Below are 20616 nucleotides of genomic sequence, written 5' to 3'. Positions count from 1 at the left end.
CTCAAGAAATCAGTTTTTCCAGATCATCGAGGGATAGACGTTTGAGGGCCTCCAGGGATTTAGCCAATTCATCCTGAACGGGCGACATTTCGACGCGCAGCGCCTCGATCCGGTTGCAGAACGCTTTCAGCGTATCGGCTTCGAACAGCTCCTTGAGTGGCACCTTGTCGCCCAGCCGCTCCTTGATCCGGGTCACCACCAGCGTCGCCAGCAACGAATGGCCGCCGAGCTGGAAGAAGTTGTCCGCCAGGCCCACGCGCTCGACTTCCAGCACTTCCTGCCAGACCGTCGCCACCTCCCATTGCAAGTCGGTCTGCGGCGCTTCGTACTGCTGCTGCGTCGGGCTGTCGCCCAATGCCATCAGCGCCTTGCGGTCGAGCTTGCCGTTCGGGGTCAGCGGCACCGCCTCGATCACATGCAGATGCCCCGGCACCATGTGCGCCGGCAAACGACTGGCCAATGCGGCGCGCAGGCGCTCGGTCAGCGCCGCCGGGTCGGTCGCCGGTTGCGCCGCCACGACGTAGCCGTGCAGGTGCTTGCCCGCCGCGCCGTCCTGCGCCAGCACCACCGCTTCGCGCACCTCGTCCTGCTCCAGCAGGCGCGCTTCGACCTCGCTCAGCTCGATACGGAAACCACGGATCTTCACCTGATGGTCGGCGCGCCCCAGGTACTCGATATTGTCATCCGCGCCCTGGCGCACCAGGTCGCCGGTGCGGTAAAGCCGCTCGCCGTTGCCGGCATACGGGTTGGGCACGAAGCGTTCGGCGGTCAGCCCCGGGCGCATCAGATAGCCCCGGGTCACGCCGGCGCCGCCCAGGTACAACTCGGCCGCCACACCGGCCGGCAAGCCATTGAGCTGCGTGTCGAGCAGGTACGCCACGGTGTTGTCCAGCGGCCGGCCGATGTTCGCCTGACCATGCGCGGTGCGCAGGGTAAACGTCGAATACGTGGTGTCTTCCGATGGACCGTACAGGTCGTAGACCTGCCTGACCGATGGGGTCGCGTACAGCGTGTCTACCAGGCTCTGTTTCAGCGGCTCGCCGGCCAGATTGATGGTCGCGACCGACGATGGAATCTGCCCGGCCCGTTGCAGCGCGGCAATCGCCGACGGCACCGTGTTGATCAGCGTGACCCGCTCGCGGGCCGGCAACTCCGCCAGGGCCAGCGCGTTGTCCGCCAGCACCATGCAGCCACCGCTGGCCAGGGTGACAAAGATCTCCCAGACCGACAGGTCGAAGCAGATCGAAGTCGACGCCAGCACACCGCGCAGTTGCTCCTCGCGGTACACCCCTTGCGACCACTGGATCAGCGCAGTGAGGTTGGCGTGACTGATGGCCACACCCTTGGGCTTGCCGGTGGAACCCGAGGTGTAAATGACATAAGCCAGGTTTTGCCCGGTGATCCCGGCCACCGGCGCAGTGGTCGGATACCCGGCCAGCGATTGCTCGCCCTCCTCCACCAGCACCACCTGAGCGCTCAACGCGTCAGGCAGCATCGCCTGCGCTGCCGGCTCGGTCAGCAATACCGCGGCGCGGCTGTCGTCGAGCATGTGCAGCAGACGTTCCTGCGGGTAATCCGGGTCCAGCGGCACATAGGCGCCACCGGCCTTGAGAATTGCCAACAGCGCGACCAGCATGTCCGGGGTACGGCGCATGCACACACCGACCCGCACCTCCGGCCCCACGCCCAGCGCTTGCAGTTTGTGCGCCAGACGATTGGCCCGCAGGTCGAGGTGGCGATAGTCGATCTGCTGTTCGGCGTAGATCACCGCCGCTGCATCCGGTCGCAGTGCAACGCGGGACTCGATGAACTCGAGCACCGTGCGCGAATCGGTCGCCGTGACGCCGGCCTTGCCCCAGTCGATCGCTTGCTTGCGCTGCGGCTCGTCGAGCAATTGCAAGGTGCCCAACGGTTGCGTGGCGTTGCCGAGGAACTGGCTCAACAGACTTTCGAGCTGACGACTCAGGCCGACGATCGTCGCAGCACCGAACAGGGCCTGATCGTAACTGACGCCCAGGCTCAGCTCGCGACCGGTGACCGCCACCAGCGTCAGCGGGTAGTTGGTCTGCTCCTGACGGCGGATCGCCGAGAACACCAGACCGGTATCCGGCCCCTGTTGCAGGGCTTCGGCCATCGGGTAGTTCTCGAACACCAGAATGCTGTCGAACAGCGCTCCCGCACCGAGTCCGGCCCAGCGCTGAATCTCGTAGAGCGGCGTGTGCTCATGCTCGCGCAGCGCCAGGTTGAGGCCCTGCACGTGTTGCAACCAGCGCTCGACCGGCATCTCGGCGGACGGCGCCGCCACGACCGGCAAGGTGTTGATGAACAGGCCGATCTGCTGCTCAACGCCGGGCAGATCGGTCGGACGTCCGGCCACCGTAGCGCCGAAGGCCACGCTGTCCTGACCGGTGTAACGCTGCAACAGCACCAGCCACGCCGCTTGCACCAGGGTGTTGAGGGTGACTTTCTGCTCCCGGGCGAAACGGTTCAGGTCCGCCGTCAGCTGTTCGCTGAACACGTGCTGGTGATCGGCATAACCGCTGACGCCGGACGGCTGCGTCGGCACGGCACTGGCCAGACGCGTCGGCTCTTCGAGCTCGGCCAGCGCGTGCTTCCAGAACTCCCGGCTCGCCGGCTGATCGCGCTGACCCAGCCATTCGATGTAGTCGCGATAACGTCCCTGGGCAGCAACCGGAGTCAGGCCCGCATAACGCTGCAGCACTTCACCGAACAACTGCGAGGTACTCCAGCCATCCATCAGGATGTGATGGCAGGTGTAGATCAGGTGATGCGTCGAATCATCGGTACGCACCAGCGAAACCCGCAACAGCGGCGCGCCCGTCAGCTCGAAACCGTTGGCCAGATCATCGCCGGCCAGTTGTTCCAGCGCAGTGTCGAGGTCGGTTCGACCCCGCCAGTCCTGCACGCTCCACGGCATTTGCACGCTCTGGCGAACCACTTGCACCGCTGCAGCGGCGTCGCTCGGCCAGACAAACGCGGTACGCAGAATGTCGTGGGCGTCGAGGGTCTGCTGCCAGGCCTGACGGAAACGCTCGGCCTCCAGATGTTGCACGTCGACCCGCAGCTGGTTGGTGTAAGCCGGGCTGTCGGGGTCGTTGAGGCTGTGGAACAGAATGCCTTGCTGCATCGGCGACAGCGGGTACAGATCGGTGATCTCCCGGGCCGGAATCGGCAGTGCCGAAAGTTGCGCCTGCGTCAGGCTCACCAGACTGAAATCGGACGGCGTGACGCCGGCCTCGCCGCTGTCGCAGCAGTGCTCGATCAGCCGTTCCAGCTCCAGGCGATAAGCCTCGGCCAGTGCCTGCACCGTGTCGGTACGGTACATGCCCGAACCGAATGTCCAGGTCAGTTCCAGCTCGCCGCCATACACCTGACCGTCAATGCTCAACCAGTTGCCCAACGGTGCCGTGGCGTCCTGATTGGCCCCGGTGCTTTCGCCGGACGGCACGAACAGGGCGCCCTCGGCGGCACTGAAGTCGCCGTCGAACTGGCCGAGATAGTTGAAGGTCACCCGTGGCGGGGCCAGCGAACGCAGCTCGGCGGCACCGGTCAGGTAGCGCAGCACGCCGTAACCGATGCCTTTGCCCGGCACGGCGCGCAGTTGCTCCTTGATCGCGCACAACGATTCGCCCGGCCCTGCCTGCGGTGTCAGACGCACCGGGAACAGGCTGCTGAACCAGCCCACCGTACGACTCAGATCGAGTTCCTCGAACAGGTCTTCGCGACCATGGCCCTCAAGCTGGATCAGCACCGACGGCTGTCGGCTCCAGTCACACAGCACCCGCGCCAGCGCCGTGAGCAGCAGATCGTTGATCTGCGTGCGATACGCGGCCGGAGCAACCTTGAGCAACTTGTGGGTCAGTGCCTGGCTCAGGCGCGAACTGACGCGTTGCGCCTGCTCCTGAGTCTGCACGTCCTGTGCAAAGTCCCGTGGTAACTCCACGTCATCGGCACTCAGGGTCGCCTGCCAATACTCGCGCTCGCGGCCCAGTGTTTCGCTTTGGGCATAACGGTGCAGATGCTCGGCCCAGCTCTGCAGCGAACTGCTCTTGCCCGGCAACACCAGCGGCTTGCCCGAGGCCAGTGCGGTGTAACCGAGCTGCAAGTCTTCCAGCAGGACGCGCCAGGACACGCCATCGACCACCAGGTGATGGATCACCAGCAACAGGCGCTGTTCACCGCCGGGCAGATTCGCCAGCACCGCCCGCAGCAGTCGCCCCTGTTGCAGATCCAGACTGCGCTGAGCCAGATCCGCCAGCGCCGTCAGTTGATCCAGGCTGTCCAGCTCGCGCACCCACAGCAGCTCCGGGTCGCGTTGCGTCTGGAAGGTTGCCTGCCACACATCGCCCGACGCCTGGAAATTCAAGGCCAGTGCATCATGCTGCTCGATCAGTGCCGCCAGCGCGGCCTGCAGATGGCTGGCATCAAGCGGCGCCTGCGGTTGCAGCATCACCGACTGGTTCCAGTGCTCTCGCCGGGCAATCGGCGTTTCGAAGAATCGCGCCTGAATCGGCAACAGTGCCAGCTGTCCGCCAACCTTCTGCGGCGCTGTCGCCATGGGCTTGGCTTCGATCAGTTTAGCCACCGCCGCCAACTGGCCGACAGTCTGCTTCTCGAACAATTGCTTGGGGCTGAGCTTGATGCCCTGGCGCTTGGCCCGGGCAATGATTTGCAGGCTGAGGATCGAGTCACCGCCCAGTTCGAAGAAATTGTCGGTGCTGCCCACACGCTCGAGCTTGAGCACATCGGCCCAGATCGCCGCGAGTTTTTCCTCGACCTCGCCCACCGGCGCGACGAAGCGCTGCGTCACCACGCCCGGCACCGGCAAGGCGCGCTTGTCCAGTTTGCCGTTGGCGGTCAGCGGCAATTGCTCCAGCAGGACAACCTGCGCCGGCACCATGTAATCCGGCAGACGGGCTTGCAGTTGCTCGCGCAGTGTTTCCGCCTTCAGCGCTGCATCTGCCGCCGGCACGCACCAGGCCACCAATTGCAGGCGTGCCGGGTCGTCATCCAGCGCCAACGCGAGTACCGCCGCTTCGCTGACACCGTCCAGGCCGAGCAGCACCCGGGCGACTTCCGCCGGTTCTACCCGATACCCGCGCACCTTGACCTGATCGTCCGCGCGCCCGATGAACTCCACCGCCTGCTGGCGATTGCGACGCACCCGGTCGCCACTGCGATAGACCCGCGCACCGGCCGGCCCGAACGGATCGGGAACGAAGCGCTCGGCCGTCAGCCCCGGCTGCCCAAGGTAACCGAGGGCAACACTGTCGCCGCCGATGTACAGCTCGCCCGCAACCTGATCGGCCACGCTGTTGAGTACATCGTCAAGCACATACACATGGGCCCCGGCCAATGGCGTGCCGACCGGCACACTGCGAGCCCCCGGTTCCAGCGAACCGACTTCGTGGGCCAGTACACCGACGGTGGTTTCGCTCGGGCCGTAGTGGTTGATGACCCGGCAACCCGGCTTGAGCTGACGCACACGCTCCACCAGCGCCGGCGAACACGCTTCGCCGCCGACAATCAGCGCCTGCTCCGGCAGCACATCGGCTGCACGCGACGCCTGCAACAAGGCCGCCAGATGTCCCGGAACGATTTTCAGCATGCCCACCCGGTGCCCGGCCATGTACTCGGCGAAGCGATCCGGATCGAAGCCCAGCTCTTCCGGCAATACATGCAGCAACCGGCCCGAGCACAGCGCACCGAACAGCACGGTGAAACCCAGGTCCGCCGCGATGGTGGAGACCAGCGCCATGCTGGTGTCCGGCGCCGGATCGAGACGCTCCAGCACCCCGCGCACGTAACTGGCCAACGCACCGTGGCTGACCAGCACGCCCTTGGGTTGACCGGTGGAACCGGAGGTGTGAATCACATAGGCCGGCGACTGCGCCGACAACTCACAGGCCGGGGCCGTCACCGGCTGCTGTTGCCATTGCTGTGCATCGAACGCCAGCCCCTGACAACCGGCGACCGCCAGTTCCGAAACCCGCGAATCCCCCTCGGCACACAGCACTGCCCGAGCCATCGCGGCGCCGAGCATCTGCTGCAAGCGCGCGGTCGGGGCCTTGACGTCCAGCGGCATGTACACCGCCCCAGCCTTGATGATCGCCAGCACGCACGTCAGCCAGTCGAGCGAGCGCTCCATCAGCACCGCCACCGGTTGACCGGCAACCGCGCCTTGGGCCAGCAGATGATGCGCGAGGCGATTGGCAGCCTGATCCAGCGCCTCAAAGCTCAAGCCGCCGTTCAGATCCCGCGCGGCCAGCGCTTGCGGCTGGCGCGCGACTTCGCGCTCCCAGTGCTGCAACATCGACTGTGCCGGTTCACGCGGTGCCGCGAGCGCGCTCGGCAATGCCGTCGCCACGGTGTGCAGCGGCGCTTGCGGCGCTTTCAGCAGCGCACCGAACAGACCGAGCAAGGCCGAGACAAAACCTTCGACGGTTGCGTGTCGATAGAGGTCGCTGGCGTAGGTCATCTGCCCGTGGATCAACGTGCCGTCGTCGGTGATGTCCAGCGCCAGATCGAAGTGCGTGCCGTCCTTGTCCAGCGGATACTCCGCCACGGTCAGGCCCGGCAACGCCATCGAGCGCTGCTTCTGCATGCCGACGTTCTGGTTGAACTTGGCCTGGAACAACGGGTTGTGCCCCAACGTACGCTCGGCGACCAACTCGTCCACCAGTTGCTCGAACGGCAGCTCCTGATGGGCCTGCGCGCCGAATGACGCCTCGCGCACCCGCGCCAGCAGATCCTCGAAACTGCCTCGCTCATCCACCTCGCAGCGCAGCACCTGCGTATTGACGAAGAAGCCGATCAGCCCTTCGACCTCGGCGCGACTGCGGTTGGCGTTGGGCACGCCGACGCGGATGTCACGCTCTCCGGCCTGACGCGAGAGGAACAGCGAGAACCCTGCGAGCACCAGCATGAACAGACTGATGCCTTGAGCACGGGCGAACCCGTTGAGCTGACGTGACAGATCCGCGCCAAAATCGAAGCTCAAAGTCTGGCCTTCAAAACTCTGGGTCAGCGGCCGGGCGAAGTCCGGGGCGACCTCCAGCAGCGGATGTTCCTCACCCAGTTGCTGACGCCAGTAATCGAGTTGACGCTCGCCCTCGCCGGCTTCCAGCCAGCGCCGCTGCCAGATGGCGTAGTCGGCGTATTGCAAGGCCAGCGCCGGCAACTGCGGTTCGCGCTGCAGGCTGAACGCCTGATAGCACTGCACGAATTCCTTGACCATCACGTCCATCGACCAGCCGTCGGAGACGATGTGGTGCATGCTCACCACCAGCACGAACTCATCGTCCGCCAGGCAAAACAGACTGGCGCGCAGCAACGGGCCGTGGCGCAGATCGAACGGCTGCGCCGTCACCTTCTGCACGTGCTCGGCCAGCGTCTGCTCGCGTTCTTGCGCGGCAACACCGTTCAAGTCGATGCGTTCCAGCGCAACGCCCTGCGGTTCGAGGATCACTTGATGCGGCTGGTCGCCGTCGGCGCGGAACACCGTGCGCAGCACTTCATGGCGCGCCAGCAGGTGATCGAACGAGCGGGTCAACGCCGCTTCGTCCAGCCGCCCTTTCAGGCGCAGGCCGGCGGCCATGTTGTACGCGGCGCTCTGTGGTTCGAGCTGCCAGAGAAACAGCAAACGCTGCTGGGCGAACGACAGCGGGATCTGCGCGCAGTCGTGACGACTGACCGGCAGCGGCAGCAGGCTGAAATCCTTGCCCTCTTCGCGCAGCTTGGCCAGAAACAGCCGACGCTGCTCAAGCGGCAAGCCGACGAATCTTTTAGCGATACGCTCCGCCATGGTGCCGCTCATACTTCTTCTCCTTCCAATTCATTCATGAACAGGTCCATGTCGGACCAGTCGTTATCCGCTGCACCGTCGGCCAACTGCGCCACTGCCTGGGCCAGTTCACCGAGCAGCGGCTTTTCGAACAGGTTGCGCAGCGGCAACACCACGTTCAGCTGTTTCTTGATCCGGCCGATCACTTGCGCCGCCAGCAGCGAATGGCCGCCCAGCTCGAAGAAGTGATCGTCCAGACCGACGCGCGGCACTTGCAGCACATCCGCCCAGATATGCGCCAGGGCTTGTTCGATGTCCGATTGCGGGGCGCGGTAGTCGACCTGCAATTGATCCATGTCCGGCGCCGGCAAGGCCTTGCGATCAAGCTTGCCGCTCGGCGTCAGCGGCAACTCCGCCAACAGCAGCAGATGGCCCGGCACCATGTAGTCCGGCAGCCTGGCCTGCAGCGAAGCCCTGACCTGCTGACGGAACGCCGACTGACCGGCGACCCCGTCGAGCACGTCCTGATCGGCCACCAGATATGCCACCAGTTGCAGGCTGCCGTTCAGCGACAAGGCCAGCACCACGGCCTCGCGGATGCCCGGGCATTGCTGCAGGCGCGATTCGATTTCACCCAGCTCGATACGGAAACCGCGGATCTTTACTTGATGGTCCACGCGACCGACGTATTCCACCGCGCCATCGGCGCGCAAACGTGCGCGGTCGCCGGTGCGGTACAGGCGCTCGCCGCTGGCAAACGGGTCGGCTATGAAACGCTCGGCGCTCAGGGTCGGTTGTCGGTGGTAGCCGCGCGCCAGGCCCGGGCCACCGATGTACAACTCGCCCACCGCGCCTTGCGGCAGCAGGTTCAAATCATCGTCCAGCACGTACAGGCGACGTGCGGCCAGACCCTGACCAATCGGAATGCCGCGCCACGACACGGCGTCAGGGGTCAGTGCCGAGCAGTCGTGGATCGTCGACACCACGGTGGCCTCGGTCGGCCCGTAGGTATTGAGCAGGCGTACATGACCCAACCCGGCCTGCTGCCACAGGCGCAGGCCGTCCACCGCCATCGCCTCTCCGCCCACGTGAATCTGGCGCAGCGCACCGAAATGCGCTGGAGGATTGGCGGCATATTCCTGCACCAGCCAGTACCAGTACGCCGCCGGCAAGTCGGCCAGGGTAATGCCGTGCTCGAGGATCACCTGATGCAATGTCGCGCTGTCCCACAGACGCGCGTCGCGCAGCACCACGCTCGCACCGTGACAGAGCGGCGGGAAAAACTGCTCGACGAACCCGTCAAAGCTGCTGGTCGCGAACTGCAAGACCCGGTCGCCTTCGCGCAGGTCGCTGTAGTCGATGGCGCGCTCGATGAACTCGCTCAGCGCGGCATGACTGATCGCCACGCCCTTGGGCCGACCGGTCGAGCCGGAGGTATAGATTACGTAGGCCAGGTTCTGCGGCTCGACCGTCACCGGCAGATTGTCGCTGGCGCCATCATCCGGCAGCGTGTCCAGGCACAGGCTTTGCACACCGTCGAGAGCCGGCAGAGCGGCCAGCGTCTGACGGTCGGTCAGCAACAGTTTCAGCCCACTGTCGTCGAGCACATGGCGCAGGCGCTCGCCCGGCGTCTGCGGATCCAGCGGCACATAGGCGCCGCCGGCCTTGAGCACGGCCAGCAAGGCGACGGCCAGTTCCAGCGAACGCCCCAGTGCCACGCCGACCAGCACGTCCGGGCCGACACCCCGGGCGCGCAGTTGATGGGCCAGGCGATTGCTGCGCCGGTTCAGTTCGGCATAGCTGATCGAGGGTGACGGCTCGCTCGCCAGAATCACCGCCGGTGCCTCGGGGGTACGGGCCACTTGCGCTTCGAACAGGGTCTGAAAGCTGGCCAGTCGCGGGCTCGTTTCGGCGATCTGGATCAAGCCCTGCTGCTCGGCGACGTCCAGCATCCGAATGTTGCCGATCAACTGCTGCGGGTCACGGCAGACCGACACCAGCACATTACGCCAGTGCCCGGCCAGCGCGGCGATGGTGGACTCGTCGAAAATATCGGTGGCGTAGGTGAACGCGGCGAACAGTTGCTCGCCCTCTTCACGGGTGTCGAGCATCAGATCGCTGGTGGCCGCATGTTCGCGGCCGCTGCCGGTCAGTTGTTCCTCGGTCAGGTAACCGACCCGCAAGCCGGACGCCAACTGCGCCTGCTGCAAATCGGTCACCAGCGGCTGATGGTTGAACATCACCTGGAACAGTGGGTTATGGCTCTGACTGCGGGCCGGTTGCAGGGCTTCGATCAAGGCATCGAACGGCAGATCCTGATGGGACTGCGCGCCGGCCGCGGACTGGCGCAGGCTCTGCAACAGATCGGCGAAACGGCTGTTGGCGGTGACCACGCTGCGCAGGATCTGCGTATTGACGAAGAAGCCGATCAAGCCTTCGGTTTCGCTGCGGGTACGGTTGGCGATCAGGCCGCCGACGCGAATGTCGGTCTGGCCGCTGTAGCGATGCAGCAAGGTCTTGAACGCCGCCAGCAGAACCACGAACAGGGTCACGCCCTGACGTTGCGCGAGATTCTTCAGATCCTGGCGCAGGCCGGCGTCGATGACCGTTTCCAGACGCGCTCCACGGTGACTGGCCTGGGCCGGGTACGCGCGGTCGGTCGGCAGTTCAAGCACCGGATGTTCGTCGCCCAGTTGCGCGCGCCAGTAGTCGAGCTGCCGCTCGCGCTCGCCCGCTTCCAGCCAGCTGCGTTGCCATAGCGCATAGTCGCGGTAGTGCACGGTGATCGCCGGCAATTGTGGCTCGCGCCCGGCCACCAGCGCATCGTAGGTGCGCATGAATTCATCGATGAGAATGTTCATCGACCAGCCGTCGGCGATGATGTGGTGCAACGTCAGCAACAGCACGTGTTCCTGCGCGTCCAGCCGCAGCAGACGCAGGCTCAGCAAAGGCCCGTTTTCCAGATCGAAGGCTTGCGTGGCCTCCGCCATCATGTGCTGCCGGGCCAGCGGCCAGCGCTGATCCTCGGGCAACGCGCTCAGGTCAGTGAGGGTCAACTTGACGGGCTGCGGTTCGGCGACTTTCTGGAAGGCTTGTTCGCCCTCCTGACCGAACGTGGTGCGCAGGCACTCATGCCGCGCCGCCAGCAGGCTGAACGCCTGCTCCAGCGCCTCGGGCTGCAACTCACCGCTCAGGCGCACGGCCATTGGCAGGTTGTAGGCGGCGCTTTGCGGATCCATCTGCCAGAGAAACCACATCCGCTGCTGGGCATAGGACAAGCCGTCACGCTCGGCGGCCCCGATGCAGGCGGTCATGGGCAGCTGCGCAAAATTGATCCCTTCACGGGCCATGCCGGCGAGGAACAAACGACGTTTGTCCTGAGGCAATTCGATAAAGCGGCGGGCGAGTTTCTGTGCGTCTGCGGCATTCATGCATTGGGTCCTTGCTGATCGGCGGCGTGACCAGGAGGCCCGGTCGTATCAACAAGAACGAATGACAAACGCCATGATTTAGCGGGGCCGGACATTCCCCGGCCGACGGTCGCCGGGACTGACGCACAAACGCCGAAGCCGGCTCTCGACCGGCTTCGACAACCACCCGCTCACCTGCTGCGACGGGTCAGAGTGCGTCCTGGGAGTGACCTTCGGCCATGGCCACGATCACCTTGCGCGGGCCTTCGAACGGCGAGCGGGCATGGGCCGACAACATGTTGTCTAGCATCAGCACATCGCCTTCCTGCCACGGGAAGCTGATGGCACATTCGTCGAGCACCGCCCGAATCTGGCTCAACACTTCATCCTCGATGGGCGAACCGTCACCGTAGTAGACGTTACGCGGCAGGTCCTCTTCATCGACGATGTCCAGCAGGCTCTCGCGCACCTCCGGTTGCAGGTTGGAGATGTGGAACAGGTGCGCCTGATTGAACCAGACCATGTCCCCGGTGACCGGATGCCGGGCCACTGCCTGGCAGGTCTGGCGGGTACGCAGTTCGCCGTCGTCCTTCCATTCGCAGACAATGCCGTGGGCCTGGCAGTAGGCCTCGACCTCGGCCTGGTCTTCGGTGTTGAACACATCTTCCCAGGCCACATCCAGGCCGTTGCCGAAGTTGCGCACATACATCAGACCCTTGCTGACGAAGCGCTCGCGGATCGCCACCGGAATCCGGCGATACACTTCGCGACTGTCGGCAATCGGCGTTTCGCCACCGGACCTGGCCGCGATCATGCTGTAGAACCAGATCTTCATCGGCCAGTCCCGGGAGTAGGCCTGCTCGTTGTGCAGCGGAATACTCTGGTGCGCCGGGTATTCGGTGGAGGTGTACACCCCCTGGGTCACGTTGGTCCGTGGCGTGGAGCCGAACTCATAGTTCAGCAGCGGATGGCCGAAGCTCGCCGCAAACTCGCGAAAGCGCTCCGCGCCCTCCAGCCGGAATCCACGAAACAGCAAACCGCCGTCTTGCAGCAGATGCTTATCGACCAGCTCTTTCAATTCGTCGAACACCGCCAGCAAGTCGGTATCGGCGTCGCTCGCCTCCACCAGCAGCGGCAGGCGACCGCGATGCGGCAACAACGGACGGACGGAAAATCCCTCAGCAACAGCCATGACTGGCCTCCTCAAAACACTCGATTGGTGAACCGCGCTTTACAGCGCCGGTGCCGCCGACAGCGCATGGCGCCGGTGATGGGCTTCCAGGTGATTCTTGAGCGTGCGGATGACCCGGGCTTCATGCTCATGAATGAAAAAGTGCCCGCCGGTCATCATGTCCACCGAGAAACTGCCCAGCGTCTCTTTGCTCCAGCCGATCAACTGTTCGGTGGTCGCCCGGTCTTCCTTGCCGCCCAGCACATGCACCGGGCAATTGAGCAGTGGCCGCTCGATCGGCGTGAAGCGTCCGCACATCATGAAATCGGCGCGCAGGACCGGCAGCGTCAGGCTCATCAGCTCCTGATTGGCCAGTACTTCTTCGCTGGTGCCCTGAAAAGTGCGCAGCTGTTCGATCAGCTCTTCGTCGCTGCGCGGCTCGGAAAAACCACGATCGTAATCGCTGCGCATGCTCGGGGCGGCGGTGCCGGAGGCGAACAGCGCCACCGGCTCGGGCGCACCAAGATCGCGAAAGGCGTGGGCCAGCTCGCACGCGAGCAGCGCACCCAGGCTATGCCCGAACAGCGCATAGGGCGCCTGCAGCGAAGGTTTATGCTCGCGAGCCAGTTGCCGGGCCAGGGCCCGCATGTCGATTTGCAGGGGTTCGTCGTAGCGCGCGCCGCGTCCGGGCAACTCCACCGGTTGCAGTTGCATCCACGACGGCAGCTGGCGCCGCCAGCGGCTGTAGACCATGGCGCTGGCGCCCGAATAGGGCAGGCACAGCAGTGTCAGCTTTGTCACCGCGTTTACCTCAATGGGTTATCTGTAAAAGAGAACGGATGAGGCACGACGGGAATTAGTCCGGGTGACGATCACTTCAAATGACGGAAACTCTGCACCGCCGAGCCCAGCACCACCGCCCCGGCGGCAATCGCCAGCCAGAAGCCGCTGCGCGCACCGAATGCGTCCACCAGCGCGCCGGAACCGGCAGCGCCGATGGCCACGCCGATGCTCAGACCGGTCACCAGCCAGGTCAGGCCTTCGGTGAGTTTGGCCGGCGGCACGATGCGCTCGATCAGCGCCATCGCCACGATCAGGGTCGGGGAGAAGAACAGGCCGGCGATGAACACCGCGACGGCCAACCCGAAGATGTTGGTCGCCAGCAGCAACGGCAGCGTGGTCACCGCTGTCGCCAGACCGCCGTAGAGAAACAGCCGCGGCAACGGCAGCTTCGAGCGCATCGCACCGAAGGCGATACCGGCCAGACAGGAACCGATGGCGTACACCGAGAGCACGATGCTGGCCGCCGCCGGCTGACCCTGCTGCTGGGCGAACGCGACGCTGACCACATCCACCACGCCGACAATCACGCCCATGGCGAGCATCAACGCCAGCAGCCATTGCACGTCGGTCGAACGAATGATCGAGCCTTTATGCTCTGATTCGTGCGGATGTACCGGCGGCTCGGTGCTGCGCTGGGCGACGAATGCCGTGACGCCGATGGCCAGCATCAACAGTGCCGCCAGCGGTCCGGCCTCGGGAAACACACCGACGCACAAGCCTACCGACAGCGGCGGGCCGACGATAAAGCAGACTTCGTCGAGCACCGACTCCAGCGCATAAGCGGTCTGCAACTGCGGCTGGCCGCGATAGATTTCGGTCCAGCGCGCCCGCGCCATCGCCGACATGCTCGGCATGCAACCGGCCAGTGCTGCGCAGACAAACAGTGTCCAGGTCGGCGCCTGCAAGCGGGTGCACAGCAGCAACATCAGCAGCGCGCCCCCGCCGATCAGCGCCGCCACCGGCAGCACCCGCCCCTGACCAAAGCGGTCCACCAGTCGTGACACCTGCGGCGCGCAAAACGCCGTGGCCAACGCAAACGTCGCCGCCACCCCACCCGCCAACGCATAGCCGCCGGTCAATTGCGAAAGCATGGTGATCACGCCGATGCCGGTCATGGAAATCGGCATGCGCGCGATCATCGCGGCAATCACAAAAGCCCGGGCGCCGGGGGCGTTGAACAGTTCGCGGTAAGGGTTTGCCATCGGATGCAGCCTCATCAGGGGCGGCCAAGTTGCCACAAAGCCTGACGGCCGGGGAAGCAAGGAATTGTTGGTGGAATGTGAAGTCCCCAACGCACGCAGGGCCAATCGCTGCCGCATAAACCTGTCGATGATTTCATGTACGCGGATGAACTCTCGCCGCCGCCCATCAGTCAGCTAAATAAGCTCTCAACCCAAGGCGCGACCCTGCATGCAGATTTCCCTCGCCCGCCAAGTGGCACTGGTCACCGGCGCCAGCTCCGGCATCGGCCACGGCGCTGCCAAAGCCCTGGCCGCCGCCGGTGCCGCCGTGGTCATCAACTACAACCGTCAGGCCGAACCCGCCGAAGCGCTGGCCCGGCAGATCGTCGCCGACGGTGGTCAGGCCATCGCCATCGGCGCCGACGTTTCGAAGGAGGAAGACGTGGAGCGGCTGTTCCAGCAGACCCTCGACACCTTCGGCACGCTGGACATTCTGGTGGCCAATTCCGGCCTGCAAAAAGACGCGGCGGCTGTGGATATGTCGCTGGCCGACTGGAACGCAGTGATCGGCGTCAACCTCACCGGCCAGTTCCTCTGCGCCCGCGCCGCGCTGCGGATCTTCAATCGCCAGGGCGTGCGCGAAGGCGTGTCGCGAGCCGCCGGCAAGATCATCCACATGAGCTCGGTGCACCAGCATATTCCCTGGGCCGGGCACGTTAACTACGCAGCGTCCAAGGGCGGCGTCGATCAGTTGATGCAGACCCTGGCCCAGGAAGTCAGCCACCAGCGAATCCGCATCAACGGCATCGCACCGGGGGCGATCCGCACGGCCATCAATAAGGACGCCACCGAAGGCGACGCCGCAAAGGACCTGCTCAAACTCATCCCCTACGGGCGCATCGGCGATGTCGAGGACGTGGCCAACGCGGTGGTGTTTCTCGCCTCCGACGCCTCCGACTACATCGTCGGCACCACCCTGTTCATCGACGGCGGCATGAGCCTCTATCCGGAGTTCCGTGGCAATGGCTGAGCATCAATCCGAACGACAAAGCCCCATCGACGCCCACGGCATCATTGGCGACATGCGCAGCGCGGCGCTGGTCAATGACAAGGGCAGCGTGGATTTTTTCTGCTGGCCGGAGTTCGACAGTCCGTCGATCTTCTGTTCGCTGCTCGATACCCCCGACGCGGGGATTTTCCAGTTGGCTCCGGATCTGCCCGATGCCCGACGCGAGCAGATTTACCTGCCGGACACCAACGTCCTGCAAACCCGCTGGCTCAGCGATCACGCCGTGGTGGAAATCACCGACCTGCTGCCGATTGGCGACAACGACGATGCCTTGCCGCTGTTGATGCGCCGAGTGCGGATGGTCAGCGGGCAGGCGACGTTTCATCTGCGCTGCGCGGTGCGGCATGACTACGCCCGCGCTGAGACCCGCGCCGTCATCGATAAACAGGATGTGCTGTTCAGCGCCAGCGGGCAGCCGACGCTGCGCCTGGCCTCGGATCAAACCCTGAACGTCGATAACAATGCGGCGGCTGCGCAATTCACCCTCAAACAGGATCAAACGGCGGCGTTCATGCTCGGCGCCAGCGACGATCCGCGCTTTGCCGAAGGCGCCGCGCAGCTGTGCATCGAACGCACGCTGAAGTTCTGGCGCGACTGGATCGGCCAGTCCAACTATCGCGGTCGCTGGCGGGAAATGGTCAACCGCTCGGCCCTCGCTCTGAAGTTGCTGACCTCACGCCAGCACGGCGCAATTCTCGCTGCCGCCACCTTCGGCCTGCCGGAAACACCCGGCGGCGAACGCAACTGGGACTACCGCTACACCTGGATCCGCGACGCCTCGTTCACCGTTTACGCTTTCATGCGCCTGGGCTTTGTCGACGAAGCCAATGCCTACATGCGCTGGCTGCGCGGGCGGGTCAGCGATTGCAGCGGCCAGTCGTCGATGAAGCTGAACATCCTCTATGCGATCGACGGCCGCCAGGAACTGCCGGAAACCGAACTCACGCATTTGTCCGGCCATGGCGGTGCAAAACCGGTGCGCATCGGCAATGGCGCCTACGACCAGATTCAACTGGATATCTTCGGCGAACTGATGGACGCCGTTTATCTGGTCAACAAATACGGCGACGCGATTTCCCACGAAGGCTGGCAACACGTGATGGAAGTGGTCGATCAGGTCTGTGAGACCTGGCAGACCAAGGACGTAGGCATCTGGGAAATGCGCGGTGAGCAACATCACTTCCTGCACTCGCGACTGATGTGCTGGGTGGCGCTGGACCGGGCCATCCGCCTGGCCTCGAAACGCTCGCTGCCGGCGCCCTTCGCCCGCTGGGACCAGACCCGTCAGGCGATTCATGCCGACATCTGGGACAACTTCTGGAACGAAGAGCGCGGGCATTTCGTGCAGTACCAGGGCGGCACGGCGCTGGACGGCTCGATGTTGCTGATGCCGTTGGTGAGGTTCGTCAGCGCCAAGGATCCGAAATGGCTGGCGACGCTGGAAGCCATCGAAAAACACTTGGTGCGTGACGGCATGGTTTATCGCTATCGCAATGACGATGCGGGTATCGACGGATTGTCCGGCACCGAAGGCGCCTTCGCCGCGTGTTCATTCTGGTACGTGGAATGTCTGGCCCGCGCCGGGCAAGTAGAAAAGGCCCACCTGGAATTCGAACAATTGCTGCGCTACGCCAATCCGCTGGGGTTGTACGCGGAAGAGTTCGACAACCGAGGCCGGCATCTGGGCAACACGCCACAGGCATTGACGCATCTGGCGCTGATCAGCGCGGCGAGTTTTCTGGATCGCAAGTTGAGTGGGGAGAAGAATTACTGGCAGCCGTAGTCATCCTTCTTCGCCAGAGTCTGTAAGAAAGATCCCAACTCCAATCGCCGTTTGTAGGATGGCTACCTACGAACGGCAAACACCCCCGAGCCTTGCGGTTGAAGGGCTGGCCCACACAATCGATTCCTTTCGATACAACTTGTTGATGGCACGGCCTACAGAAACCTGCCAACCCCGTGTAACGCTTGGCCCGCAACTCACACTTACACCCCGAAATACCTTGTTGCCAGCTGTTACATCGCCCCCTACCATCCACCGCAACGGGCACAGCGGAGCTGTCCAATAAAAACCCGATTCAAGGAACCAGAATGAGCCAACGCATCCACCGCCAGATCGATACCCCACTGCGCACCGGCCTCAAGCGCGACGAACTGTGGGAAGCCGCCGACAAGGGCCTGATCAAATGCTGGGAAATCGGCCGCCAGCGCGCCGCCCGTTTCCCCGACCTCGCCCAACGCTGCAGTGCCGATGAACTGCCGGTACTGGGCTGGAAAGGCGGGGTCAGTCGCAGCCTGAAGAAGAATGAAAAATACGGATCGCTGAAATACCTTGCCCAGTGGCAGGGTCTGCGCGGGGAAGATCTGGATATTGACCTGGGTGCCGAGCGCGTCATGACCTGCTCGCGGACGAAAATGGTGGTGACGTTTACGCCGGATCGGAGCAAGTATTTCAATCAGGTGGCGGAAGCCGAGGTGTAAGGAGACTTTCCATGACCCGTGCCGAAATCCGATTCAGCCAAACTCCAAGCCTGACCATCGCCTATGAGCATCACGGCCCGGAAAACGGCACACCGGTCATCCTGCTCCACGGCTTCCCCTACTCCCCCCGCGCCTACGACGAAATCGCCCCGCCCCTAGCCGCCAAGGGTTATCGGGTAATCGTGCCGTACCTGCGCGGCTACGGACCGACCCGTTTCAACAGCCCGGACACGCCGCGTTCCGGCCAGCAAGCGGCGCTGGCGCAGGATCTGCTGGATCTGATGGATGCACTGGGGATCGAACAAGCGACATTGTGCGGTTACGACTGGGGCGGTCGGGCGGCGTGCATTGTGGCGGCGTTGTATCCCGAGCGCGTGCGCGGGTTGGTGACGGGCGATGGCTATAACCTGCAAGACATTCCGAATTCGATCCAGCCGCTGGATCCGCAGAGCGAGCATCGCTACTGGTATCAGTACTACTTCCATACGCCCCGTGGCGTTGAAGGGCTGACGCAAAACCGGCGGGCGCTGTGCGAGTTGCTCTGGCAGTTGTGGTCACCGACCTGGGCGCGGAACGCCGAGCGTTATCCGCTGAGCGCGCCGGCGTTCGATAACCCGGACTTCGTCGAGGTGGTGATTCACTCTTATCGCCATCGCTTCATGTATGCGCCGGGCGATCCGGCGCTGGAGTGGATGGAGCAGGCGCTGGAGAAACAACCGGCGATCGGCGTGCCGACGATTTCGCTGTGCGGTGCGGATGATGGCGTTGGCCCGGCGCCGGAAGACGATGAAGATGCCCACCACTTCACCGGGATTTACGAGCGGCGGGTGCTGGCGGGTGTCGGGCATAACATTCCCGAGGAAGCGCCGGGCGAAACGCTCAAGGCATTACTGGATCTGCTCCAGCGCTGACCGAAAACCGCTCCCGATAAGCCTGCGGCGTCACACCCATGGCCCGCAGGAAACTGCGTCTCAAGGTTTCTTCACTGCCAAATCCACAATTCGCCGCCACCCGTTTGATCGGCAATCCGGTGTCGCTCAGCAATCGGCGGGCGGTTTCGACGCGGATCAGTTCGATGGCCCGGGCCGGGGTCTGGCCGGTGTCGGCGCGGTAGTGGCGCACGAAGCTGCGTTCGCTCATGCCGGCCTGTTCCGCGAGGGTCGGGATGCCCAAGTCGCAGGTCAGGTGTTCGGCGATCCACGCGTGCAGATCATCGAAGCGGTTGCCCTGTTTTTGCAGCGACAGCGTCACGCTGAATTGCGACTGCCCGCCCGGGCGTTTGAGGAACACCACCAGTTGCCGGGCGACGTCCAGGGCCATGTCGCGGCCGAGATCGTCTTCGACCATGGCCAGCGCCAGGTCGATGCCGGCGGTGACGCCCGCCGAGGTCCAGACCGGGCCGTCGTTGATGAAGATCGGATTGGGCTCGACCTGCAAGCGTGGGTGTTGCTGCGCCAGTTGTTCGCAGCGGGTCCAGTGGGTGACGACTCGCCGGCCGTCGAGCCAGCCGCTGGCAGCCAGAAGAAAGGCGCCGGTGCAGACCGAGGCCACGCGCCGGCATCCGTTGGCGTGCTCACGCACCCAACTCACCAATTCGGCGTCTTCGGCAGCGGCGTAGACGCCCCAGCCGCCGGCGATGATCAGCGTATCGCTGGGCTGCGGCGGCAGCGGCTCGGCCAACATCGCCAACCCGGCGGACGAGTTCACCGCCCCGCCACCGCTGGCAATCACCGTTGGCGCGTACGGCGCAGGCAAACCCTGCTGGCGGGCGATGTCGTTGGCCGAGGCGAAGACCTGCAACGGCCCGGTGACATCGAGCAATTGCACATTGGCGAACGCGAGGACGTGGATGGTTTTCGGCATTTGGCGTAATTCGTGGGCTGATTGGCGTATGCGCCAAAACCTACGCGCCTACAGTAAAGCCGTCTACCCCCCTTTTCACGGAGAAGAACCATGGCGTTGCAGATCGGTTTTCTGTTGTTTCCCCAAGTGCAGCAACTCGACCTGACCGGCCCGTACGACGTGCTGGCCTCATTGCCGGACGTGCAGGTGCACCTGATCTGGAAGGATCTGGTGCCGGTCACCGCCAGCACCGGGCTGGTGCTGAAACCGACGACCACCTTCGAGGACTGCCCGGATCTGGATGTGATTTGCGTTCCCGGCGGTGCGGGCGTCGGGCCGTTGATGGAGGATGAGCAGACGCTGGCGTTCATCAAATCGCAAGCGGCGCAGGCGCGGTACGTGACGTCGGTGTGCACCGGTTCGCTGGTGCTCGGCGCGGCGGGTCTGTTGCAAGGTAAGCGGGCGACCACGCACTGGGCCTATCACGATCTGCTGCCGACACTGGGTGCGATCCCGGTGAAGGATCGGGTGGTGCGCGACGGCAATCTGTTTACCGGGGGCGGCATTACGGCCGGGATCGATTTTGCTCTGACCCTGGCGCAGGAACTGGTGGGAGTCGATACGGCACAACTGGTGCAGTTGCAGCTGGAATATGCGCCGGCGCCGCCGTTTGATTCGGGCAGCCCGGACACGGCGCCGAGTGCTGTTGTCGATGAAGCGCGCAAGCGTGCGGCGCCTTCGCTGAAGTTGCGCACGGAAATCACCGAGCGCGCGGCGGCAAAGCTCAACCTGCGCTGACATTTCAGCCACACCCG

Annotated in this window: 11 protein-coding genes; 5 read left to right on the top strand and 6 right to left on the bottom strand. The window is 64.3% G+C overall.

What is annotated here, in order from left to right:
- Position 1: 1 nt before the first annotated feature.
- From EIY71_RS04480 to EIY71_RS04460, 5 genes are all read right to left on the bottom strand, one after another.
- Positions 2-7837 carry a non-ribosomal peptide synthetase gene (locus EIY71_RS04480; RefSeq protein ID WP_134020662.1) on the bottom strand — a complete coding sequence of 2612 codons (7836 nt, stop codon included), beginning with the start codon at positions 7835-7837 and terminating at the stop codon, positions 2-4.
- A complete protein-coding gene (locus EIY71_RS04475; RefSeq protein ID WP_134020659.1) occupies positions 7834-11235 on the bottom strand; it encodes a non-ribosomal peptide synthetase in 3402 nt (1133 codons plus the stop codon). Before EIY71_RS04475 ends, EIY71_RS04480 begins: the two co-directional genes overlap by 4 nt.
- Before the next feature lie 187 nt (positions 11236-11422).
- Complete coding sequence (locus tag EIY71_RS04470; protein ID WP_085747869.1) at positions 11423-12406, bottom strand: TauD/TfdA family dioxygenase; 984 nt, start codon at positions 12404-12406, stop codon at positions 11423-11425.
- 39 nt (positions 12407-12445) lie between these two features.
- Positions 12446-13186 (bottom strand): thioesterase II family protein, encoded by a 741-nt coding sequence (locus tag EIY71_RS04465; protein ID WP_039770083.1) that lies wholly within the window; start codon positions 13184-13186, stop codon positions 12446-12448.
- A 71-nt stretch (positions 13187-13257) separates the two neighbouring features.
- A complete protein-coding gene (locus EIY71_RS04460) occupies positions 13258-14430 on the bottom strand; it encodes an MFS transporter (protein WP_085747871.1) in 1173 nt (390 codons plus the stop codon).
- 208 nt (positions 14431-14638) lie between these two features.
- On the opposite strand from EIY71_RS04460, the gene EIY71_RS04455 reads away from it, so the two are divergent.
- The 4 genes from EIY71_RS04455 (at position 14639) to EIY71_RS04440 (ending at position 18870) form a co-directional block, all read left to right on the top strand.
- Positions 14639-15439, top strand: coding sequence for a glucose 1-dehydrogenase (locus tag EIY71_RS04455; protein WP_134020657.1), 801 nt, complete (start codon positions 14639-14641; stop codon positions 15437-15439).
- Positions 15432-17261, top strand: coding sequence for a glycoside hydrolase family 15 protein (locus EIY71_RS04450; protein WP_134020654.1), 1830 nt, complete (start codon positions 15432-15434; stop codon positions 17259-17261). The genes EIY71_RS04455 and EIY71_RS04450 overlap by 8 nt, the downstream gene beginning before the upstream one ends.
- 308 nt (positions 17262-17569) lie before the next feature.
- Positions 17570-17959: a hypothetical protein gene (locus EIY71_RS04445; protein ID WP_085747873.1), complete on the top strand. Its 390-nt coding sequence runs from the start codon at positions 17570-17572 to the stop codon at positions 17957-17959.
- Between the two features lie 11 nt (positions 17960-17970).
- Entirely contained in the window at positions 17971-18870 is a 900-nt protein-coding gene (locus tag EIY71_RS04440; RefSeq protein WP_134020652.1) for an alpha/beta fold hydrolase, read from the top strand.
- On the opposite strand, the gene EIY71_RS04435 is transcribed toward EIY71_RS04440, so the two are convergent.
- The gene (locus tag EIY71_RS04435) at positions 18839-19822 is read right to left on the bottom strand and encodes a GlxA family transcriptional regulator (RefSeq protein WP_102717698.1); all 984 of its coding nucleotides are present in this window, start codon (positions 19820-19822) and stop codon (positions 18839-18841) included. The two genes, EIY71_RS04440 and EIY71_RS04435, sit on opposite strands and share 32 nt — an antisense overlap.
- 90 nt (positions 19823-19912) lie before the next feature.
- On the opposite strand from EIY71_RS04435, the gene inhA reads away from it, so the two are divergent.
- Complete coding sequence (inhA, locus tag EIY71_RS04430; RefSeq protein ID WP_134020649.1) at positions 19913-20599, top strand: isonitrile hydratase; 687 nt, start codon at positions 19913-19915, stop codon at positions 20597-20599.
- The last annotated feature ends 17 nt before the right edge of the window (positions 20600-20616 follow it).

It is taken from the genome of Pseudomonas sp. CH235 (assembly GCF_004368175.1).
Taxonomy (GTDB): domain Bacteria; phylum Pseudomonadota; class Gammaproteobacteria; order Pseudomonadales; family Pseudomonadaceae; genus Aquipseudomonas; species Aquipseudomonas paraglycinae.
The sequence above is the reverse complement of the archived record's forward strand: the minus strand, read 5'-3'. Positions and strand labels throughout refer to the sequence as shown.